The sequence below is a fragment of the Methanoculleus nereidis genome (assembly GCF_032944295.1).
In the GTDB taxonomy this organism is placed as follows: Archaea; Halobacteriota; Methanomicrobia; order Methanomicrobiales; family Methanoculleaceae; genus Methanoculleus; species Methanoculleus nereidis.
This window is the reverse complement of record NZ_JABFFQ010000002.1, coordinates 34,023-55,267: the sequence shown is the minus strand read 5'-3', so window position 1 is coordinate 55,267 and position 21,245 is coordinate 34,023. Positions and strand designations below refer to the sequence as shown.

Here is a 21,245-nt window from a genome sequence, read left to right as displayed (position 1 = left end):
ATGGTGAGAAGTATATGTGTGGTGCGAGCATGAAGGAAATGCCCAACGTTCTGTGGCTCGAAGAAATAAAAAAGGAAGATATCATCTCTGTAGGTGGAAAGGGTGCGTCTCTTGGGGAGATGGCCTCAATCGGCCTTCCCGTGCCGAAGGCGTTTGTGGTGACCGCCCAGGCATTCCGAAGGTTTCTTGTAGAGACCGGGATCGAAGAGGCTCTCTTCCGCAGACTGGAGCGTCTGGACGTCGACGACAACGGAGCGCTTGAATCGGTCTCCCGGGACGTGCAGGACCTTGTCCTGAGCGTCGAGATGCCCGATCACATCCGGCAGGAGATCACCGACGCATACACCCGGATGGGAGCCGACGGGACGGTCGTCGCCGTCCGGTCGAGCGCCACCGCCGAAGACCTGCCGGATGCCAGTTTTGCCGGCCAGCAGGAGACGTTTCTCAATATCCTCGGTGAAGGCGACCTCCTTGACGCGGTCCAGCGATGCTGGGCCTCGCTGTATGGTGCGCGGGCCATCTATTACCGGGCAAAGCAGGGGTTCGACGACCGGAGCGTGAACATCGCCGTCGTCGTGCAGGAACTCATCCGATCGGAGAAGTCCGGCGTCATGTTCACCTCCCACCCCGTCACCGGCGAGCCCCTGACAATCGTCGAGGGCTCCTGGGGGCTCGGCGAAGCCGTCGTCTCGGGCAGCGTCTCTCCTGACAACTACGTCTTTGACCTGCGCTCGGAGCGGGTTGTCGACCGCCTGATCGCCGAAAAGGAGATCATGATCGTGCCGGAGGGCGAGCACGGGACGAAGATCGTCGACCTTTCCGGCGAACAGCGCACCGCCCCCGTCCTCTCCGACGCGGAAGTGGCACGTCTCGCGACACTCGGCAAGATCGCCGAAGACCATTATGGCGTCCCGCAGGATGTCGAGTGGGCGATCGTCGGCGACGACGTCTTCATCCTTCAGTCGCGGCCGATAACGACGATCAAGCGCCCGGAGATCCCACGCGGCGGAGCCGAGCCGGCAGAGAAGTCCAAAGGCACGCTCGGCGTGGTGCTGGTCGAAGGCCAGGGAGCATCCCCCGGCGTCGCGAGCGGCCGGGTTGCCATCGTGCGCGACGTCAAGGATACGAGCGCCGTCAAGGACGGTGACATCCTGGTCACCAAGATGACCAACCCCGACATGGTGCCGGCGATGCGGCGGGTCAGCGCCATCGTCACCGACGAAGGCGGCATGACCTGCCACGCGGCCATCGTAAGCCGTGAACTCGGGACGCCTGCGGTCGTCGGGACCAAGAAGGCAACGAAGATCCTGAAAGACGGCCAGATCATTACCGTCGACGGCGAGAAGGGCCTCATCTACGAGGGAGCCGTCGAGGCGCCGGCAGCAGCGGCACCCGCGGGCGCAACGGCGGCAGTCGCGGCCGCTCCGGTCATCACCGGCACGCTCGTCAAGGTGAACGTCTCCCTCCCCGAGGCCGCACAGCGGGCCGCCGCCACTGGAGCGGACGGTGTCGGCCTCCTGCGGATCGAGCACCTCATCCTCGGCCTCGCGAAGACTCCCGGCTGGTATATCGAGCACGGCGCCGAGGAAGAGTTCATCGGGGAACTCTACAACGGCATCAAGATCGTGCTCGACGCGTTCCCGGGCAAGCCCGTCTGGGTCCGGACGCTCGACGCCCCAACCGACGAGTTCCGCAACATGGAGGGCGGCGAAGGCGAGCCGGTCGAGCACAACCCGATGCTCGGCTGGCGCGGCATCCGCCGGGACCTCCGGACCCCCGACCAGTTCCGCCTGCAGGTGGAGGCGTTCAAGCGGCTCTGGGCCGCAGGCTACGACAACCTCGGCGTGATGTTTCCGATGGTCAACCACCCCGATGAGTTCGCCAAAGCCCGGGCGATGATGAAGGAATGGGGGGTCGACGTGGAGAACGCGACCCTTGGCGTCATGATCGAGGTCCCGAGCAGCGCTATCCTGGTCGAGGACTTCATCCGGGCCGGGATCCGGTTCGCCTCGTTCGGGACGAACGACCTCATCCAGTACACGCTCGCCATCGACCGGAACAACGAGCACGTCGCCGACATGTACCAGCCCAAGCACCCCGCCGTGCTCCGGCTGATCGATTACGCGATCAATGTCTGCCGGGAGCACGATGTCGAGTGCTCCATCTGCGGCCAGGCCGGCTCCGACCCCGACATGGTCACCTGGCTCGTCGGGCACGGCATCAACAGCGTTTCCGCAAACATTGATGCGGTCCCCCGCATCCGTGAGGCCGTAGCGCGGAAAGAGCGGCAGATCCTCCTTGATGCGGCGAGAAGAAATGCGTGAAACTGGGTGCCCTGAGGAAGATCTTTTCTCCTTCCTCTCGTCAAAACGGCGGGAGGACATCGGCTACCGGAACATCCTGAGTTCGATGTGCACGCCACCCCACCCGGTCGCGGCACGGGCGCACGCGATCTTCCTCGAGACCAACCTCGGCGACCCCGGGCTCTTCCCCGGGACGGCCGCGCTCGAGGAACTCCTCGTTGAGCGGCTCGGCACCCTGATGCACCTCCCTGACGCCGGAGGCTACGCAACCTCCGGGGGAACCGAGTCCAACATCCAGGCGTTCCGGATCGCAAAGAAGCAGAAACCGGTGAAGTCCCCGAACGTGGTCGTCCCGGCCTCGAGCCACTTCTCGTTCATGAAGGCCTGCGACATCCTGGGGCTCGAAGCGCGGACGGTGCCGCTTGATAGCCAGTTCCGGATGGACGCGGAGGCACTTGACGGTCTCGTGGACAACAACACGGTCGCACTCGTCGGTGTCGTCGGGACGACGGAGTACGGCATGGTCGACCCCATCGCCCGCCTCTCCGAGGTTGCCGAAGACCGGGACGTCTTCCTGCACGTCGACGCCGCGTTCGGCGGGATGGTGGTCCCGTTCCTCGACCGCCCGGTCCCGTTCGACTTCCGGCTCCCCGGCGTCGACTCCATCTCCGTCGACCCCCACAAGATGGGGATGAGCACCATCCCGGCAGGCTGCCTCCTTACCCGGGACCCGGCGTGCTTCGCGTGCCTCAACGTCGATACCCCCTACCTGACGGTGAAGCGGGAGTGCACCCTCGCCGGCACCCGGCCGGGGGCGTCGGTGGCCGCGGCCGTCGCCGTCCTCGAGTACCTGGGAATGGACGGCATGCGGGCGGTGGTCGCCGGGTGCATGGAGAACGCCCGAAGGCTGATAGAAGGGATGGAGACGCTCGGCTGCCCGAGGGCGGTGACCCCGGACGTCAACGTGGCGACGTTCTCCTGCGACCGCGTGCCTGCCGGCTGGCGGGTCTCACGGACCCGGAACGGACACATGCGGATCGTCTGCATGCCTCACGTCACCCGCGACGTTATCGAGCAGTTCCTGAAAGATATAAGTGATATGCATGCTTGATCGCCTGATTCATTCGCTGGAAACCGCCCCGATCATGAAGCGGGGCGAATACAACTACTTCATCCACCCGATCACCGACGGGGTCCCGCTCCTCGAACCCGCGCTCCTCCGCGAGATCGGGTGCGCCATGGTGCGGAACCTCGATCTTGAGGACGTCGACAAGATCGTCGTCTGCGAGGCGATGGGCATCCACATCGGCGTCGCCTTCTCGATGATGACCGACATACCCCTCGTGGTCGTCCGGAAACGTCCCTACGGCCTCCCCGGAGAGGTCGCGGTGCACCAGGCCACGGGCTACTCGAAGGGCGAACTCTACTTAAACGGCGTCGCCGCAGGCGACCGGGTCGTGATCATAGACGACGTCTGCAGCACCGGGGGGACGCTCCGCGCCCTCATCAGCGCGATAGAGCAGACGGGCGCCGAGATTGCCGACATCTGCGTGGTCATCGGCCGGGGCGACGAGGATATCGGCCGGCCGCTCAAGACCCTGGTAAAGATCGAGGTCTCCGAGACGCAGGTGCGTGTCGTTGATACCTGTCTCTGACCTTATCGGGAGACTCCGCGAGCGCGGGGTGCGGAACGTCGCCCTTCAGTTCCCTGCCGGGCTTGCCCGGCAGGCGCCGGGGACGGCCGCCGCCCTCCGTGACGCGGGGTTCTCCGTGATCATCAGCGGCGATCCCTGCTACGGGGGCTGCGACCTCGCGCTCGATGCCCTCAGGTTCGCGGACGTGCTGGTGCACTTCGGGCACGCGCCGGTGGAGGAGCGAACCGATGTCATCTACGAACCGGTCCGGTTCGATTTTGATGCAACCGTGCTTGAACGAGTGCTCCCTCTTCTTACCGGCCGCCGCATCGGCCTCGTCACCACTGTCCAGCACGTCCACCTGCTCGGCGCAATGACGGCGTTCCTCCGCGAGCACGGCATCGAGGCAGTCGTCGCCCCCGGCGACGGCCGGACGCCGATCCCCGGGCAGGTGCTCGGGTGCAACTTCGCCGCCGCACGGGCCACGGGAGCGGACGAGATACTCTTCGTGGGGACGGGGGTCTTCCACCCCATCGGCATCCGGCTCGCGACCCGCTCAAGGGTGGTCGCGCTCGACCCCTACACCGGCGAGGCGCAGGAAGTGGACGCCGACCGCCTGGTCCGCCGCCGCGCCGCGGTGATGGAGAAAGCGCGGGACGCCGCGAACTATGGGATCATCGTCAGCACCAAGAGCGGGCAGCAGCGGATGGACCTCGCCCGGCGGCTCGCCGCCCTCTCCGACCGGGCGTTCCTTGTCGCGATGCGCGAAGTCTCGCCTGCTGAGATGCTCGACCTCGGGTTTGCTGCCTACGTGAACACCGCCTGCCCCCGGCTCGCCTACGATGACCAGATCCGGTTCCCCGTCCCGGTTCTGACCCCGCCGGAGTTCGAGATCCTCTGCGGGGCCCGGGACTGGGACGACTACACCATCGACGAGTACCTCGCGCCATGAACCTGCGGCAGCTTGAGATGCGGCTCGAACGCCTGGAGGGATTCGAGCGGCCGACGGCCCGGCTCGAACAGTACCAGACCCCGGCGCCGGTGGCGGCCCGGCTCCTCCACCATGCCGCGATGCAGGGCGCGATCGAGGGACGACGGGTTTGCGACCTCGGGTGCGGGACCGGCATCCTCGCCTGCGGCGCCGCCCTCCTCGGGGCGTCGGCCGTGACCGGGATAGACATCGATCCGGCCGCGATAGCCGTCGCCCGGAGAAACGCGGAACTGCTCGGCGTCACCGTCGAGTTCCTGGTCACCGACGTCCGGGACCCCGATCTCGACCAGGCAGGTCTTGCCTGCGACACCGTCGTGATGAACCCGCCGTTCGGGGCGCAGAAAGCGCACGCCGACCGGCCATTCATCGATCTCGCGCTCGAACTCGCGAGCGTTATCTACGGCATTTTCAACGAGGGCTCGGCCCCGTTCGTCGCCGCCTACACGGAAGGCCGGGCAACGATTGAGGAGGTGATCCGGTGCGCGTTTCCCATGCGGCGGACGTTTGCGCATCACCGCAAAGACCGAGTAGATATCACGGTTGAGGTCATACGCTTGAGCGGGATCTGACAATCGTGACAGTTGATACCAAACCGGTCTGGGGGCTCTCCGCCGCCCACCTGGTGACCGACCTCTACTCACCCGTTCTCCCTGCAATCCTCCCGCTCCTCATCGCAGAGCAGGGCTATTCGTTCTTCCTCGCCGGGCTGATCGTCACGGTCTACAACCTCACGTCGTCGTTCGTGCAGCCGCTCGTCGGCTGGGTCTTCGATACCCGGGGGTTTGCCGTCCACGTCGGCACGAGCGTCGCCATAAGCGCAATATTCATCTCCATCGTCGGGTTGCTCGACAACTACTACATCGTACTCGCGTCCGTAGCCGTCGCGGCGCTCGGACACGCCTTCTTCCACCCGAGCGCGCTCGGCACCGTCAGTCGCCTGACCGGTGACGCAAACCGGGGCCGGATCACCTCCTACTTCGTCATCGGCGGCAACCTGGGCTACGCGGTCGGCCCCATCTGCGCGGGCGTCGCCGTCGGCCTCATGGGTCTTCCGGGCCTCGTCATCCTCGCCGTCCCCGGCCTTGTGATGGCGGTGGTGCTCAGGCGTATCCTGCCCGCCCCCGACCGCGATGCCGTCCCGGAGACACGCATCCCTGCCGCCAAACCCTCCTACCGGGCGGTCGCTCTCCTGGTCGCGGCATCGGGCCTGCGGGCCTGGGCGATCTTCGGCTCGGTCGCCTTCCTCCCCACCATCCTCACCATGCGGGGGTTCGATCTCGTGACCGCGAACATCCTGGTCTCGGGCACGCTCATCGCCGGGGTCGTGGGGCAGGTCGTCGGCGGCGTGCTCTCCGACCGCTACGGCCGCAAAGAGTACACGATCATCGGGCTCGTTACCGCCATCCCGCCGTTCGTCGTATTCCTCACGACCGGCGGTATTCTCTCGCTCGTTGCGCTGATGATCTTCGGGTTCATCCTCTGGTCGACCTTCGCCGTCACCGTCGCCATGGCCCACGAGATTGCCCCGGGCAACGTCGGGGTGGTCTCCGGCCTGATGCTCGGGCTCGCGGTCGGGGTAGGCGGGCTGGGGGTTTCGGTCACCGGCTGGATCGCTGATATGACCACGCTGACGCTTGGCCTCACAACGATCCCGCTCGCGATCGTCCTGGCCGTGCCGCTCTTCCTGGCCGTGCCCTATCCCTGGAAGTCTCTTGTCCGGGGCCGGCTCCCCTCCCGGGGATGACCCGCCCCATCCCTTAAGTACCGGAAGTGCTGATTCATCCCCGATGGTCACCCGGCTCCAGCGCTACCGCCAGATCGCGGACGTGCTGGTCAAGTATGGTTTTGGTATCCTCGTCGAAGAGGTCATTCCCGGGGCCGAACGGCTGCGGATATTCCGCAGGCCTCCCGAAGAGAAGCGATCGGTATACGAGCGCATCCGGCTTGCCATCGAGGAACTGGGGCCCACCTACATCAAGTTCGGCCAGATCATGAGCACCCGCCGGGAGCTCCTCCCGCCCCCACTCATCGAGGAACTGCAGAGGCTGCAGGACCGGGTTGCCCCGGTCCCGTTTGAGGAGATCCGGCCGGTGATCATGCGCTACTGCAAAAACCTCGAGGACTGTTTCGTCATCATCGAGGAGGAGCCGGTCGCGGCGGCCTCGCTCTCGCAGGTGCACCGGGCCGTAACGAAAGACGGCCGCACCGTCGCCCTCAAGGTGCAGCGGCCGGGGATCGTCGACCTGATCGAGACCGATCTCCTGATCCTGCAGTCGCTTGTCGTGCGGGCGGAGTCGATCTTCCCCGACCTGCGGGTCTACAACCTGCAGGGTATGGTGGACGAGTTCTCGGCCCAGATCCGGCGCGAACTGGATTTTACCCAGGACGGGATGAACGCGGAGCGCCTCAGGCGGAACCTCGGGGACGTCCCGTGTGTGAAGATTCCCGCCATCCACTGGAATTTCTCCGGCCCCTGCCTGCTCGCGATGGACTACGTCGAGGGGGTGCGGATCGACGACGTGGAGGCCATTCGGAGCCTTGGCCTCTTCCCCGAAGAGGTTGCGGATATCGGCTTCTCCGCCTACGTCAAACAGATCTTCATCGACGGGTTCTTCCACGGGGACCCTCACCCGGGCAACCTCCTGGTGACCGACCGGGGCGAGATCGTCTTCCTCGATTACGGCATCGTCGGCGTCCTCCGCCCGGAGCGAAGGCGCATCTTCGTCGATCTCCTCCTTGCCATGACCCGGACGAACGTGGCCGGGGTGATCACGGCGCTCGGGAAACTCGACGTGCGTATCAGCCCGGCGGACCTCGACGACGTAAAAGACGACCTCTACCTGGTCCTGCTGGACTACCGGGAGATGAAACTCGAGCGGGTGAACTTTGCAATCGCGATCCGGGGCCTGACCGACACCCTTCGCCGGTACCACATCCGGGTGCCGTCAACACTGATGCTGATGATGAAGGTGATCGTCATGGTGATGGACATCGGCACCCGGCTTGACCCGACGTTTAACTTCGACCAGAGGATCCGGCCGTACCTGCTGGAGATCGCCGCGCAGCAGCGACTCTCCCCGGATAACGTGACGGGCGCGGTGCGGTCCCTGGTTGACGCCGCGGAAGGCCTGCTTGCCATCCCCGGAAACGTGAACGAGACCTTAAAGACGCTCTCGGAGGGCACCGTCACGATCGAGCTCGAGAACCGTGATCTTACCGAGATCGTCAGTGTCATCGACCGGACGAGCGACAAGGTCATCGTCGCGCTGGTGATCGCCGCGATCGTCGTGGGTTCGTCGCTGGTGCTCCGGATTGCCGATATCCCCGTCCCGGGGTACGTCTCGATCCTCGCAACACTGGGCTACGTGGTTGCGGTGATCGTCGGGTTCTACGCGGTCTACCGCGTCCTCAGGTACAGCCGTGGGCTGAGGAGGTAAGCGACGGGCCGTAAGGTGCGACGGACGGCACGTTCGGAGCTTGAGAAGCCGCCAGGTGCGATTGCTGACTGGCGAGAGCGAAGCGAGCGGTATGTACGAGGAAAAAGCCTGATGCACTGGACCGTGGGAGTATCGCCGTGGGGGAGGGGGAGACCCCCTCCCCTGCCCCCAATTCGCACCTTCGGTGCTCAAACTCCTGTCCTTCGGACAGTCGTTCCCCCCATGGCGATACCCCCTCGAAATCTGTTCCTGTGGCTTCGTGAGCGACTGGCCGGAGATGCAAGTTGCGCAGTACGGCTGCCGGGACGTAAAAAAAGTTATTCGCCCTTCTTGAAGAACAGCCGGCAGTGGCAGGCTCCCTGCTCCTCGATCTCTTTCTCATGATAGATGCAGGGGCAGATGATGATCCGGTCCTTCTCGGGGTCGCCGCTCCGGAGCCTGCAGGGGCAGTATGCCGCCCCGAACCGCTCCTTGTTCCGTGCCAGCCCGCGAAGGACGGCCGAGAGTTGTTTCTCGTCGACGTTCAGTATGTAGCCTTTCTCCTTCGCGTACTCCTTTGCTTCGGCGCGCGCCTCTTCGATCCCTTCTTCGGTCATGATAAAACTCCTATTGCGTGTGTCTCTGATGTCCGTGCTCTTCGATATGGGCTATCATCGAGTTAAAGATTTTGACACCGTCCTCCGAGCAGAGCACGGATTCGCTCGCCCGCTCGGGATGCGGCATCATCGCAAGCACGTTTCCGCCTTCCGAGAGGACGCCGGTGATGTTCTCCGCCGAACCGTTCTTGTACCAGACCCGATCCGTATCCACCCCGCAGACATCCGCGAGGACGTGGTAGGCGTCCCGGTCACAGTTGCTGCCGCCGAACTGCACCACCGCAAATCTCATGCCTCACTCGCCCTCAATCGTGTAGTCGTGGATGACCCCGGGTTTGCGAGGAGCCGCTCGCACATCTGTGCCGCCTCCTGCTCCGCCGTATCAAGTGTGATACGGAAAAGCCGCGCGGTGCGGCGGCTCTTAGTCGGGATCCTCAGGTTCGCGAGGGCGTGCTGGATGGCACACGCTTCGGGGTCCAGCATTCCTTCTTTGAGTCCGATGGTGATGGTTACGTCATGCTTCACACCGGCTCACCCCCAGGGCGGGGAGAGTATGCGCTTCGCGACGGCGGCGTAGGTCTCCATGACATCGCCCTTGCCGAAACGGTACACGTCTTTGTCGAGAGACACCCCGGTCTCTTTGTCCCAGAGACGCATCGAGTCCATGCTGATCTCGTCGCCGACGACGATCTCTCCATCATAGCGGCCGAACTCGAGTTTGAAATCGACCAGGGTGATGCCCCGCAGGTTGAGGTAGTCCGAGAGCACCTCGTTCACCGCGAGTGCCATGGCCTTGATCTGGTCGAGTTCTTCGGGCGTGGCAAGGTGCAGCGCGTAGATCAGGTCGTCGTTGAGCATCGGGTCATGGTGAGCGTCGCTCTTGTAGTCGATGATGATAACCGGCGGGTCGAGTGGCTCCCCCTCCCTGAACGGGTAGTTGCGCACGATGGATCCGGCCGCGACGTTTCTCACGATCACCTCAAGCGGGATCATCGTAAGACTCCGCACGGCAATGGTGCCGGGTTCGATCTCTCCAAGGAAGTGGGTCCGGATCCCGTGGTCTTCCAGGTACTTGAAGAGGAACGACGAAACCTCTGCGTTATATCTCCCCTTGCCGCCCAGGGTATCTTTCTTCTCGCCGTCGAACGCCGTGATGTCGTCCCGGAACTTCATGATGTATACTTCCGGGTCTTCGGTGCGGTAGACGGACTTAGCCTTCCCTGTGTAGAGGAGGTCAACCTGTTTCATGGCCAAATCTCCTGATAGGTGTTGTCGGGATAAATGATGAGGTTATGCACCTGAACCCCCGGCCGGTGCCGCAATCTTCTCCGTGAGCTGCTGGATCAGGGGTTCGAGCAGGGGGGAATACCAGCCCTTCTCGATGTACTGCGGGTAGATGCAGAGCCGCTCGCGGAGTTCCGCATCCCCGGCCACCCTCTTGAGTTCCTCGATCTGCGGCCAGGGGTGCTCCGGGTTGACGTAGTCGATGGTGAGCGGGGAGACCCCGCCGAGGTCGTTCACGCCACACCCGACCAGGTGGGCCGCATCCGCGAGGTTTGGGGGAATCTGCACCGCCACGTCCGAGGGAAGGATTTCCCGGGCGAGGGAGATCGTCGCACATAGTTCTTCGGTGCCGGGTACCGGGAAGTCCTCCATCGGGGTCCCGGGCTTCGGGCAGAAGTTCTGCACGATCACCTCCTGGATGTGGCCATACCGTGCATGGAGGTTTCGGATGACCTCAAACGACTCCTCGCGGTCCTCTATCGTCTCCCCGATACCGACCAGGATGCCGGTCGTGAACGGGATGGAAAGTTTTCCGGCGTTCTCGATCATCTCTATCCGGACCACAGGGTCCTTTCCCGGAGAATCCCGGTGCGCGATGACGTCCGCGGTTGTCTCGAGCATCAGCCCCATGCTCGCGTTCACCTCACGGAACCGGTCGAGTTCCTCGTAGGAGAGGATGCCGGCGTTGGTGTGCGGCAGCAGATCCCGGTCGATAGCCGCAAGAGAGAGGTCGTAGAGGTAGTCGAGGAAATCCGCGTAGCCGAGCCGCCCGAGTATTTCGCTAAAACCCGGGACCGCGCCGGGCCGCTCTCCGAAGGTGAAGAGCGCTTCCGTGCAGCCGAGGGCTGCACTCGACTCCAGCGTCCGGATAACCTCGCCGGGAGGCATGATGCAACCCTCCCGCACCGGGGTGCGGAAACAGCAGTAGCCGCAACGGTTCTGGCAGACCGTTGTTAAGGGGAGGAATGCGTTCCTCGAAAAGGTGATCACGCGGCGGTGCATGGGTATATGTCGGCATCCCCGCACATGAACCTTAGGGCAGCGATGGGGTCTCACGCGACGACCGGCGCACAGACGGTAAGAACTCCCTTTCGCGTGAGTCAACAGGGTCGAGAACGAACGGAACCTCGTGTGAACAGTGCAGCGGTGCGTCCCTCTCCAGGGGTGTTCCACAGCACCTGCGTAAATGCCTGGTTCCCGGCGGAGAGATGCGATATGGCCGGGTGAGTAACTTTTAATTTAATCCGGGCCGGTCTATCCGCGGCATACTGGAAACGATGCCTTTTTGATACTACCCTGACAACGATCTCACAATGTACTTCCACGCGCTCATTCCCTTTAAGCCGGTGAACCCCAAGACGCGTCTCTCCTGCATCCTCAACCAGGAAGAGCGGGAGGCGTTCGCCCGGGTGATGCTTGAAGACGTGATCGCCGCCGTGCAGAAGTCCGGGTGCAGCGCCACCCTGCTCTGCACCCACCCCTTCAAACACGAGAACGCCCTCATCGCCGTCCGGACGGAGCCATTGAACGATGCCATCAACTGGGCGCTCGGGCAGTTCCACTGTCCGGCGCTCATCATCATGGCCGACCTCCCCCTGGTGACTGCCGGGGATATCCAGCGGCTGATCCGCACCGAGAAGGATATGGCCATCGTACCGGGCCGGGGTGGCGGAACAAACATCATATTCCTCAAAAAGCCGCGGTGCTTCCACGCCGACTACTACGGCGCGAGTTTCCTTGACCACCTGCGGGTTGCAGAAGAATGCGGCTTCTCTGTTGAGGTGATCGACTCGTTTCGAATGTCGACCGACGTCGACGAGAAGGAAGACCTGGTCGAGATTCTTATCCACGGAAAAGGGAGGAAGAGCAGGGAATACCTGGAGAACTCAGGATTTTCTATCGCCCTTGACGAGAAGGGACGGGTCCGCGTGCAGCGCGACCCCCATAAAGAGACACTCTGAAGCGTCGATCGTGGCGACCCCGGCGTAATCGCCGACGGGAAGCCCGATTCCCCGCACCACGGCCGCGGGAACGCACTCGCCCGCCTCCCCCATCACCAGTTCGGCGGCGGACGCGATGCAGTCCGCAACCGCCCGCTTTGTGACCTCGAGTTCCCGGCCGAAGAGATCTCTTTTCCCGCGCTCGTCGACCACCGAGGGGATGCCCGAACACCCGATCGCGACCCCGGAGCACCCGAGGCGCATCGCATGTGTCCGGGAATCGATGACGATGACGCCGACATCGGCCCCCGACCGCTCCGCGATCGCGACGCGTATCCGCCCGGCGGACGCGTCCGGGTCGAGGGGCAGGAGGACGAGCGACCCCTCCGGGGCGTTCGAGGCGTCGATACCCGCGTTCGGGAGGAGGGTCCCATTCTTCATGCAGAGCAGGAACCCCGGGATGCCCCCGACGACCCGGTCGCTCTCCCGGAGCACCACCTCGACGTGGCGGGGGTCCATCTGGTATTCTTCAGCGAGCCGGAGGGCTTCTGCCGACGGCTCGACATCGGCAAGTCTCACGATCTGCCCTTCGGTGGTGGCAAGGGCTGATTCCGCAACGACTACGACGTCGCCTGTCTCGAACCCCCGGACGGCCGAGCGTTTGACGGACGCAAGAAGGTGCGCCGCGATGTCGTCGCCGGCCCGGAGCAGGGGGGTTGCAAGGCCGTATACCGAGAACGATGGTGTCGTCATGCTTCCCCCATCTTTGCATACACCCGCAGGAGGTCGGCGGTCTCAGCGACGTCGTGGCTCCGCACGATGGCTGCCCCCGCTGCAACAAGCATCGTCGTGAGCGCGAGCGTGCCCGCGAGCCGGTCTTCGGGCTGGCGGCCGAGCAGGTCGCCGAGGAACGTCTTCCTTGAGACCGCGACGAGCACCGGGCGGCCGAAGTCCAGGAACGAGCTAAAGTTCCTGCAGAGTTCCCAGTCGTCCTCGCTCGCCCACCCCGGCCCCCATCGTCCGATCGCAGGGTCGAGGACATACTCGTCGATCCCCAGACGTGCGCACCGGCTCACGACCATCCCGAGGGCTTTTTGGGTTGCGGCAAGGCCGACGGCGTCGCCGGGTTCCTTAAAACTCGCCATCGCGAAGACCGGGAGACCGGAATCAGCGACCGCCCGCGCGTAGCGCTCGTCGGCAAGCCCCGAGATATCGTTCACTGCATGAATATCGTGACGGAGACAGACCGCGAGCACCTCCGGGTGCCGGGTATCCACCGAGACCGTGATCCCGGTCCCGTCGAGTTCCGAGAGCGCTGCATCCACCCGTGCCGCTTCTTCGTCGACAGAAATGGGAGGAGAGCCCGGGGCTGTGCTCCGTGCCCCGAGGTCGATCATATCGGCGCCCGCATCGCGCATCGCAAGAGCCCGGTCATGGACCCGACCGGCCGGGATGTAGGAGTCCCGGTAAAACGACTCGGGACTGCAGTTGATGACACCCATCAGGCGAGCCGGAGCGCCGCCGCCTATCTGGAGATGGTTTACTGTACAGTGTTTCAGCATGTCCTCAACTTGGCCGCCCTGAAGGTGTTCTCCATCAGCGTCGCGATGGTCATGGGGCCGACGCCTCCGGGGACCGGGGTTATTGCTCCGGCACGGTCTTTCACCGCCTCGAAATCGACATCACCGCAGAGTTTGCCCTGGTCATCGTAGTTGATCCCGACATCGATGACCGTCGCGCCCTCCTTCACCATCTCCGGTCCGACAAACTTCGCTCTTCCGATGGCGCTGACCAGGATGTCGGCGTCTCGCATCTCAGCCTCGAGGTTCTTCGTCTTCGAGTGGCATATGGTGACGGTTGCGTCGGCGTTCAGGAGCAGGGCGGCCATGGGCCTGCCCACATCGATGCTCCGACCGACGACGACCGCCCGCTGCCCTTCGGTCGGGATTTTGTATTCCTCGAGGATCGTCATGATCCCCTGCGGGGTGCAGGGGGCAAAGACCGGGGTTCCGGCAAGCAGCCTGCCGAGGTTGTAGGGGTGGAACCCGTCCACGTCCTTATCCGGCGCGACCGCGTCGATGACACGGGTGGTATCGACCCCGGAAGGAAGCGGCAGCTGGACCAGGATGCCGTTGATGTCCGGGTCGTTATTGAGGCGCGCGACCGCTTCGAGTACCCGCTCGGTGGAGGCGTCCGCCGGGAGTTCGATCCCGACCGATCCGATCCCGACTCGCTCACATGCCCGGTGCTTCATGCGGACGTACATCTGCGATGCCGGGTCCTCGCCCACGATGACGGTTGCAAGGCGTGGGTAGAGCCCGGACTCGTCTATTCTCTCCTTGAGGAGCTCAAGCCTCTTCTCAGAGACCGCTTTGCCGTCGAGTATCATGCGACTTCAGGGTAGAGGGGGTACTTGCTCGCGAGGGCAATAACCTCTTCTCTCACTTCGGTGATCGCCTTCTTCGAGGTCTTATCCTTTGCAATATCCTTGATGACCCGGGCGATCCAGTAAGCGATCTGCTTCATCTCTTCCTCTTTCATGCCGCGCGAGGTGACGGCAGGCGTGCCGATGCGTAGCCCGCTCGTCACGAAGGGGCTGAGCTGTTCGCGGGGGATGGTGTTCTTGTTCACGGTGATCCCCGCCTCACCAAGCGCGACCTCGGCCGCAAGGCCTGTGAGGTGCTCGTGGTTTGCCGAGACCCCGGTCAGGTCGAGCAGGATAAGGTGGTTATCGGTGCCGCCGGAGACGAGGTCGAGCCCTTCCTGGCTGAGGACTTCGGCCATCGTCTGTGCGTTCCTGACGACCTGCCCGCAGTAGTCCTTATACGCGGGGGTCAGGGCTTCCTTGAAGCAGACCGCCTTTGCGGCGATGGTGTGCATAAGCGGACCGCCCTGCATGCCCGGGAAGATGGACTTGTCGATGGCGGCCGCGTCCTCCTTGCTGCACATGATGGCACCGCCGCGGGGGCCGCGCAGGGTCTTGTGCGTCGTCGTCGTCACGATATCGACGACCCCGACCGGGGAGTTGTGGTACCCGGTCGCGCAGAGTCCGGCGATATGGGCGATGTCGGCCATGCACCGCGCACCGACGGTATCGGCGACTTCCTGGAACGCCTTGAAATCGATCTCACGCGGGTAGGCGCTCGCACCGCAGACGATCATCTGCGGTTTCACGACCCGTGCCATCTCCTCGATTGCCGCGTAGTCGAGCGTCTCGGACTCGTGATCGACGCCGTAGTGGAAGATGGAATACCAGCGTCCGGTGATGTTGACCGGCGAACCGTGGGAGAGGTGGCCGCCCTGGGTGAGGCTCTGGCTCATGATCTTGTCCTTGTAGCCGAGGTAGGCGAAGTAGACTGCCTGGTTTGCCTGGCTCCCCGAATGCGGCTGGACGTTCGCGTGTTCGGCGCCGAAGAGTTCACACATCCGGTCGCGTGCCAGGTTCTCCACGACATCATGGAACTCGCAACCTCCGTAGTAGCGTTTACCGGGGTAGCCCTCGGCGTATTTATTGGTCATGATAGAACCCATCGCCTCGAGGACCGCAGTGCTCACGACGTTCTCGGAGGCGATCAATTCCAACCCATTGATCTGACGCAGGCGCTCTTTCTCGATGAGGCCCGCGACTTCTGGATCGAAGTTTGCCAGACTAGACATGCAGAAAAAGGTTACTCTGGTGAGGTAATATGCTTTCTTTTATACGTGTTCGTGTATGGCAGCTGCGGATACAGTACTATCGCGTTTTCTCTCAACTGCACTCCGGATACAATGTAATATTTCTTCATTTTGGGCAATCTATAGTAATATTATTACGTAATTATTATCAAGGATTACCTTGAGGGAGATAATGGCGCAAAAAGATGCGAGGATACGGTTTCTTGAGCGAGAACTTGCGGAGCGCGAGAAAGAGGTGGAGACGATGAAAGAGTATGTACAGCCGCCCGCGTCAGGGGCGGGAGACGAGCGCCTGAGGGACCTTGAGCGGAAGGTGCGGGAGCTTGAGGCCCTGGTGAAGGGCCTGACGGAAGAGGTCCTGGATATCAAGTCCATAGCGATGAAACTCTCTCGGGACGCGGAGGAGCGCCGGAAGAAGCCGGTGGTGGCCGCTGAGAAGAAGATCGAGACCACGCTCCAGGCAGAGCCCCGCGCCGCCGAGCCCGGGAGTTCCCCGCGTCCGGCAGAAAAGCAGCCGGACGCGCCGGAAGATGCGGAACTCGAGCTCATTATGCAGAACGACGGAACGCTGAAGCCGGAACCGAGGAGACCCTCGGAGTACATCGTCGCCAGCACCGGAACCCGGAGCGCCCCGGCAAAGGGGCGGGGGAAAGGCGGCAAGCCGTCTGAACGGAAACTCTTCGTCGAGCAGAAGAAGCGTTCGGTCGACGATGTCATACATGCTGATGAGGACGATACGGTCGACCTTGATCGATAGTAAAGGGAGTCTCGTCCTTGTACATTACGCAGCTTGAGATCGACAACTTCAAGTCTTTCGCGAGAAAGACGAAAATTCCTTTTTTTGAAGGATTCACTGTCGTCTCAGGCCCGAACGGATCCGGTAAGAGCAACATCATCGACAGCATTCTCTTTGTCCTGGCCCTCTCGGGTGCGCGGGGGCTGCGGGCTGAGAAGCTGACTGATCTGATCAACGTCAACTCCGGGAAGAACACCGCCGAGGTGACGGTCACGTTCTCGGACGGTACGACGATCCGGCGCCGGATCAAGCGGACGGCGACGGGCTACTATAGTTACAACTATCTCAACAACCGCCTCTGCAAGCAGAGCGACGTTATCGGGTTCCTTGCAAAGATTGGGATCAAGCCGGAAGGCTACAATGTTGTGATGCAGGGTGATATTACCCGCATCATGGAGATGAGCGATACCGAACGGCGGAAGATCATCGACGAGATAGCAGGTGTCGCCGAGTTCGACCACAAGCGCGAACAGGCGTTCTCGGAGCTTGAGGTGGTTCGGGAACGGCTCGAACGTGAGGAGATTCTCTTAAACGAACTCGTTGCGCGGCTAGATGCGCTCCAGCACGAGCGCGAGCAGGCGGTGGAGTACCGGCGGTGGCAGGACAAGCTGGAGCACCTCGGGCAATGCCGGGGGGCGGCGCTCGTTCGGAAGAAGGAACAGGAGATCGGCACCCTCCATGATCTCGCGCACGACCAGCAGGCAGCGCTCGAGCGCAACGCCGGCGAGGTTGAAGCTCTCGCAGCAAGCATCGAGGAGGCGCGCGGACGCCAGCAAGCCGTCGACGAGGAGATAAACCGCAAGAGCGGTCCCGAGTATCTCGAACTCGTCGGGAGGCTCGAAGAGGCGCGGGGCGCGATCAAACTCGGTGAGAAGACCATTGAGCGGCTGAAGGTCAGCCGTGATGAGAACCTCGAGGCGGTCCATCGTGTCTATATGGACAGCAAACGCGCCGAAGCGAAGGTTGAGGAGTGCGCGGGGCAGATCCGCAACCTCTCGATCGACCGCGCGAACCTCGCGATGGAACTCTCGGCGCAGCGCGATCAACTCGCGGCGGTCGAGGCGCGTATCGCAAGCGAGAGCAAAGAGGTCGAGGGGATAAAGGACCAGCTCTTCGAGAGGCTGCAGGACCTCGAGAGCAAAAAAGAGCTCCGGGCGAAGATCCTCCGTGAACAGGACATCTTCATCGAGAAGAGCCGGATGCGGACGTCGGAACGGGAACGCCTGGATGCGCGCATCCAGCAGGTCGAGGAGGAGCTCGCGAACAAGCAAGCGCAGGTTGCGGACTACTCATCCTGCATGGCCGACTGCGAGGCGCAGAAGCGCCAGATCGAGCGCGGCCTTTCTGAGGCCGAAAGCACGCTCTTTGCGCGGCGGTCGGCTCTTGACCGGCTGAAGAAGGAGATCCGGGAGAACGAGCAGAGCCTGATGCGCCTTGAGGCGCAGCAGCAGGCGCACGGCGATGCCGGCGGGAAGGCGATGGATGTCGTCCTCGGCATGGAGGGTGTCCACGGCACCGTCGCGCAGCTCGGGCGGGCGCCGCCGGAGTATGCCACCGCGCTCGACGTGGCGGCGATGGGCCGGCTCAGGTGGGTGATCGTCGATACCGATGCGGTTGCATCCGATGCGATTCGCTACTTAAAAGAGAACCGACTCGGGCGGGTCACCTTCCTGCCGCTCAACAAACTCCGGCCGCCGATCCTCTCGCCGCTCGAGGCGGACCCGGGCATCGTCGGCTACGCGGTCGACCTCCTGGAGTTCGACCCGGCGTTCGACCGCGCGTTCCGGGTCGTCTTCGGCGCGGCGGTGGTGGTGGATACCCTCGAGCGGGCGCGGCGGCTGATGGGCCGCTACAAGATGGTCACCCTGGACGGGGACTTCGTCGAGAGGAGCGGCGCCATGACCGGCGGCTCTCAGGGAAAGAAGATCCGCGGGTTCGGGGTGGCGGTCGATGACGAGATCATGCGGGTCCGTGCGACGCTTGCCGGCCTCGAGGCGGAGGCGGGGGAGATCGAAGCATCCATCGGCCGCCTTGCCGTGGCTGCGGAGGCAAAACGGGCGGAGCGGAGCGCGGTCGACGAACAGGTTGCGCGCTACCGCATGCTGGTTGATGAGTTCCAGAAGCGCACCGAAGTGCTCGCGGGGGAACGACAGACCCTGGGAGAGGCCCTACAGGCCCTGCTCGAGAGCGCGCAGACGGGCGGCGAGGAACTTGCGCGGCTTGAGGCCGACCTGGAGCGGACCGCCGGCGAGATCACGCGACTCTCGGCGGAGGTCGACGGTCTCAAGAAGAAACTCGACGATACCGAGGTCCCTGCACTCACCGAGCAGTACGAGCAACTCCGTAAGGCGGTCGAGGATATCGAGCGCCGGCTCCGGAATAAGGACGCCGACATAACCGACGCCAAACGCGAGCGGCAGCACTTTGCGAACCGTATCGAGGAACTCGCTCTCGAACGGAGCCGCCTGGAGACGAAGAACTGGGAGATCGACGGTGAGATCACGGCTACAGGGGAACAGATCGAGGGCCAGCGCCGCCTGATCGGCGAGCTTGAAGCGCGCCAGAAGGAGTTCTCCAACGAACTTACTGGTCTGCACGAAGAGCGCGACCGGATCCTTGAGGAGATCCGGGTGCTGGACCAGCGCTCTCTCGAACTCTCGGCTGTGACGGAGCGCATCCGGATGCAGATCGATGCCCTCGATGAGCGGGAACGCTCGCTCTTAGCGGAACTCGCGGTGCTCCGGGAGCAGGCCGGTGACGTGGAGACGGATCTCGATCTCGATGTTATCGATGTCGGGATAGCGGAGGCCGAGCGGGCGTTGAAAAAGATCGGCGCGGTGAACATGCTCGCGATCGAGGAGTGTGACCGGGTCGCGGCACGCGTCGAGGAGAGGACCGAGAAGAAGGAGGTGCTCTCGCGGGAGCGGATGATGCTCCTTGAGCGGATCGAGAAGTACGAGAAGATGAAGTATGATGCCTTCATGACCGCTTTTACCGCGATCGATGAGAATTTCCGCGACATCTTCGCGCGCCTGACCGACGGGAGCGGGAAGCTGATCCTCGATAACGAGGATAACCCGTTCTCCGGTGGCATGACGTTTGCGGTTCAGCCGCGCGACAAGAAGGTCCATCTCCTCTCTTCGCTCTCTGGAGGCGAGAAGTCGCTTACCACGCTGGCGTTCATCTTCTCCATCCAGCAGTATATGCCCGCGCCGTTCTACGCCCTCGACGAAGTGGATATGTTTCTCGATGGGAGCAACGTCGGCCGGATTGCCGGCATGATGAACGAACTCTCGGGGAACGCGCAATCGATCATCGTCTCGCTCCGAAAACCCATGATCGAGCGCGCCGACCGCATCGTGGGCGTGACCATCCGTCCTGACAAGAGCACCTATGTGACCGGTGTGCAGAACAATGGATGAAGAGCCTGTCGAGATCCTGGCCGGCATGGCCGAGCGGGGAGAGGTCGATCCCTGGAACATCGATATCGTGGATGTGACGGACCGGTTCCTTGCCGAACTCGACCGGAGGAAGGAACTGGACCTGCGGGTCTCGGGGAGGACGCTCTTTTATGCTGCGTGCTTGCTGCGCCTGAAATCGGATTATCTCGATGGCTGGGATGGCGATGAGGATGAGGAGTCGTTCGCGGACGACGAAGACGAGCCGTTCGCGGATCTCGGGTTCGACTTCGAGTCGGCCGGCGATCTTGAGCCGATGGGCCGCCTGGAGCGGGAGATCCAGCGCCGCTTAGGAAGGAAGAGCCTGCGGAAACGCCCGCCGGTCACGCTCTACGAGCTCATCAAGCAGTTGAAGACGGCGGAGAAGGAGCAGCGCCGCAAGCAGCGCAGAAGGGTGTCTGTGCCGCGCGAGCCGGATCTCGATCTCAACGCCGAAGATGTGGTGGCGGTCGCGCACGATGAGGGATACCAGAAGGCAGTCTCGGTCGTGATGGACGCATTCCGGCAGGCCACTCGGAACGGGGATGTCCTGACGCTCGGGGACCTGTCCGGGGCTATGGGGCGGAGCCGCCGCGAGGTCTACATCCCGCTCCTGTTCCTGATGCTTGAGGGCAAACTCGCGCTCTGGCAGGATGAGTTCTTCGGCGAGATCTATATCAGCGACCGGATACCCGAGTGTGACATGGAAAAATCCTCCCAATGACGCGCCGTCGCCGGCCGGTGAGCGCAGGGGACTTTTATCTCGTAGATTTTGCTGTTTTATTGAAAACCCCGCTGAATCTGGAGTTAACGGCATTGCGCGCATGGCAATATCCTTGCGCTTCCGGCACCCGTTGTCGCTTGAAGAGTGGAAAATCCCGGCCTTTTCTGGATGTGGTGCTGTTTTTTGTATGGAAGTGAGGTAAATGTATAAATACCCCTGGCGTCAACATGTAATAGTCAAGTTGGAAGCAAATTTCGTGCACAATCTCGCATTCCGATGCGGGATGGCCGACATTTCCAACGAATATGGGGGTCCAAGCTCTGTGCTTGGATCCGACGATGCAGGGAAATGTTTATATGGCATTGATGACAACATTGTAAGGCTGTGTTGTCAGGGCGCCAGGCCGTGCAGCCCGGAACGGGTGGTCT

General features: G+C 63.0%; 20 protein-coding genes. 11 read left to right on the top strand and 9 right to left on the bottom strand.

Annotated elements, in window-relative coordinates; genetic code table 11:
* The first annotated feature begins 29 nt into the window (after window positions 1–29).
* Genes ppsA through HL657_RS04660 form a run of 7 tightly spaced genes read left to right on the top strand, consistent with a single transcriptional unit; the run spans window position 30 to window position 8,365 of the window.
* Window positions 30–2,324 carry a phosphoenolpyruvate synthase gene (ppsA, locus tag HL657_RS04690; RefSeq protein WP_317295671.1) on the top strand — a complete coding sequence of 765 codons (2,295 nt, stop codon included), beginning with the start codon at window positions 30–32 and terminating at the stop codon, window positions 2,322–2,324.
* Window positions 2,317–3,414, top strand: coding sequence for a tyrosine decarboxylase MfnA (gene mfnA, locus HL657_RS04685; RefSeq protein ID WP_317295670.1), 1,098 nt, complete (start codon window positions 2,317–2,319; stop codon window positions 3,412–3,414). The genes ppsA and mfnA overlap by 8 nt, the downstream gene beginning before the upstream one ends.
* Window positions 3,407–3,958, top strand: coding sequence for a hypoxanthine/guanine phosphoribosyltransferase (hpt, locus tag HL657_RS04680; protein WP_317295669.1), 552 nt, complete (start codon window positions 3,407–3,409; stop codon window positions 3,956–3,958). Before mfnA ends, hpt begins: the two co-directional genes overlap by 8 nt.
* Window positions 3,942–4,889 (top strand): diphthamide biosynthesis enzyme Dph2, encoded by a 948-nt coding sequence (gene dph2, locus HL657_RS04675; protein WP_317295668.1) that lies wholly within the window; start codon window positions 3,942–3,944, stop codon window positions 4,887–4,889. Before hpt ends, dph2 begins: the two co-directional genes overlap by 17 nt.
* A complete protein-coding gene (locus HL657_RS04670; RefSeq protein WP_317295667.1) occupies window positions 4,886–5,497 on the top strand; it encodes an METTL5 family protein in 612 nt (203 codons plus the stop codon). Before dph2 ends, HL657_RS04670 begins: the two co-directional genes overlap by 4 nt.
* Before the next feature lie 5 nt (window positions 5,498–5,502).
* Window positions 5,503–6,672 (top strand): MFS transporter, encoded by a 1,170-nt coding sequence (locus tag HL657_RS04665; protein ID WP_317295666.1) that lies wholly within the window; start codon window positions 5,503–5,505, stop codon window positions 6,670–6,672.
* Between the two features lie 43 nt (window positions 6,673–6,715).
* Complete coding sequence (locus HL657_RS04660) at window positions 6,716–8,365, top strand: ABC1 kinase family protein (RefSeq protein ID WP_317295665.1); 1,650 nt, start codon at window positions 6,716–6,718, stop codon at window positions 8,363–8,365.
* A gap of 317 nt (window positions 8,366–8,682) precedes the next feature.
* On the opposite strand, the gene HL657_RS04655 is transcribed toward HL657_RS04660, so the two are convergent.
* From HL657_RS04655 to cofG, 5 genes are read right to left on the bottom strand one after another with little or no spacing between them, the layout of a single operon-like run.
* Window positions 8,683–8,961 carry a ferredoxin-thioredoxin reductase catalytic domain-containing protein gene (locus tag HL657_RS04655; RefSeq protein WP_317295664.1) on the bottom strand — a complete coding sequence of 93 codons (279 nt, stop codon included), beginning with the start codon at window positions 8,959–8,961 and terminating at the stop codon, window positions 8,683–8,685.
* Between the two features lie 10 nt (window positions 8,962–8,971).
* The gene (locus HL657_RS04650) at window positions 8,972–9,253 is read right to left on the bottom strand and encodes a phosphoribosylformylglycinamidine synthase subunit PurQ (RefSeq protein WP_317295663.1); all 282 of its coding nucleotides are present in this window, start codon (window positions 9,251–9,253) and stop codon (window positions 8,972–8,974) included.
* Window positions 9,250–9,486 carry a phosphoribosylformylglycinamidine synthase subunit PurS gene (purS, locus tag HL657_RS04645; protein ID WP_317295662.1) on the bottom strand — a complete coding sequence of 79 codons (237 nt, stop codon included), beginning with the start codon at window positions 9,484–9,486 and terminating at the stop codon, window positions 9,250–9,252. Before purS ends, HL657_RS04650 begins: the two co-directional genes overlap by 4 nt.
* Window positions 9,487–9,492: 6 nt before the next feature.
* Window positions 9,493–10,209: a phosphoribosylaminoimidazolesuccinocarboxamide synthase gene (gene purC, locus HL657_RS04640; protein WP_317295661.1), complete on the bottom strand. Its 717-nt coding sequence runs from the start codon at window positions 10,207–10,209 to the stop codon at window positions 9,493–9,495.
* Window positions 10,210–10,251: 42 nt separating this feature from the next.
* Entirely contained in the window at window positions 10,252–11,247 is a 996-nt protein-coding gene (gene cofG, locus HL657_RS04635; RefSeq protein ID WP_317295660.1) for a 7,8-didemethyl-8-hydroxy-5-deazariboflavin synthase subunit CofG, read from the bottom strand.
* Window positions 11,248–11,558: 311 nt separating this feature from the next.
* On the opposite strand from cofG, the gene cofC reads away from it, so the two are divergent.
* Complete coding sequence (gene cofC, locus HL657_RS04630; protein WP_317295659.1) at window positions 11,559–12,206, top strand: 2-phospho-L-lactate guanylyltransferase; 648 nt, start codon at window positions 11,559–11,561, stop codon at window positions 12,204–12,206.
* On the opposite strand, the gene cofE is transcribed toward cofC, so the two are convergent.
* The 4 genes from cofE to glyA are packed head-to-tail and all read right to left on the bottom strand — an operon-like array spanning window position 12,132 to window position 15,842.
* The gene (cofE, locus tag HL657_RS04625; protein WP_317295658.1) at window positions 12,132–12,938 is read right to left on the bottom strand and encodes a coenzyme F420-0:L-glutamate ligase; all 807 of its coding nucleotides are present in this window, start codon (window positions 12,936–12,938) and stop codon (window positions 12,132–12,134) included. The two genes, cofC and cofE, sit on opposite strands and share 75 nt — an antisense overlap.
* Window positions 12,935–13,747 carry a dihydropteroate synthase gene (folP, locus tag HL657_RS04620; RefSeq protein ID WP_317295657.1) on the bottom strand — a complete coding sequence of 271 codons (813 nt, stop codon included), beginning with the start codon at window positions 13,745–13,747 and terminating at the stop codon, window positions 12,935–12,937. The genes cofE and folP overlap by 4 nt, the downstream gene beginning before the upstream one ends.
* A complete protein-coding gene (folD, locus tag HL657_RS04615; protein WP_317295656.1) occupies window positions 13,741–14,574 on the bottom strand; it encodes a bifunctional methylenetetrahydrofolate dehydrogenase/methenyltetrahydrofolate cyclohydrolase FolD in 834 nt (277 codons plus the stop codon). Before folD ends, folP begins: the two co-directional genes overlap by 7 nt.
* Window positions 14,571–15,842: a serine hydroxymethyltransferase gene (glyA, locus tag HL657_RS04610; protein WP_317295655.1), complete on the bottom strand. Its 1,272-nt coding sequence runs from the start codon at window positions 15,840–15,842 to the stop codon at window positions 14,571–14,573. Before glyA ends, folD begins: the two co-directional genes overlap by 4 nt.
* Window positions 15,843–16,032: 190 nt before the next feature.
* On the opposite strand from glyA, the gene HL657_RS04605 reads away from it, so the two are divergent.
* From HL657_RS04605 to HL657_RS04595, 3 genes are read left to right on the top strand one after another with little or no spacing between them, the layout of a single operon-like run.
* On the top strand, window positions 16,033–16,617 hold the full coding sequence (locus HL657_RS04605) for a DUF7518 family protein (protein ID WP_317295654.1): 585 nt from the start codon (window positions 16,033–16,035) through the stop codon (window positions 16,615–16,617).
* A gap of 17 nt (window positions 16,618–16,634) precedes the next feature.
* The gene (gene smc / locus HL657_RS04600) at window positions 16,635–20,078 is read left to right on the top strand and encodes a chromosome segregation protein SMC (protein WP_317295653.1); all 3,444 of its coding nucleotides are present in this window, start codon (window positions 16,635–16,637) and stop codon (window positions 20,076–20,078) included.
* Window positions 20,071–20,817 (top strand): segregation/condensation protein A, encoded by a 747-nt coding sequence (locus HL657_RS04595; protein ID WP_317295652.1) that lies wholly within the window; start codon window positions 20,071–20,073, stop codon window positions 20,815–20,817. The genes smc and HL657_RS04595 overlap by 8 nt, the downstream gene beginning before the upstream one ends.
* Window positions 20,818–21,245 lie beyond the last annotated feature (428 nt).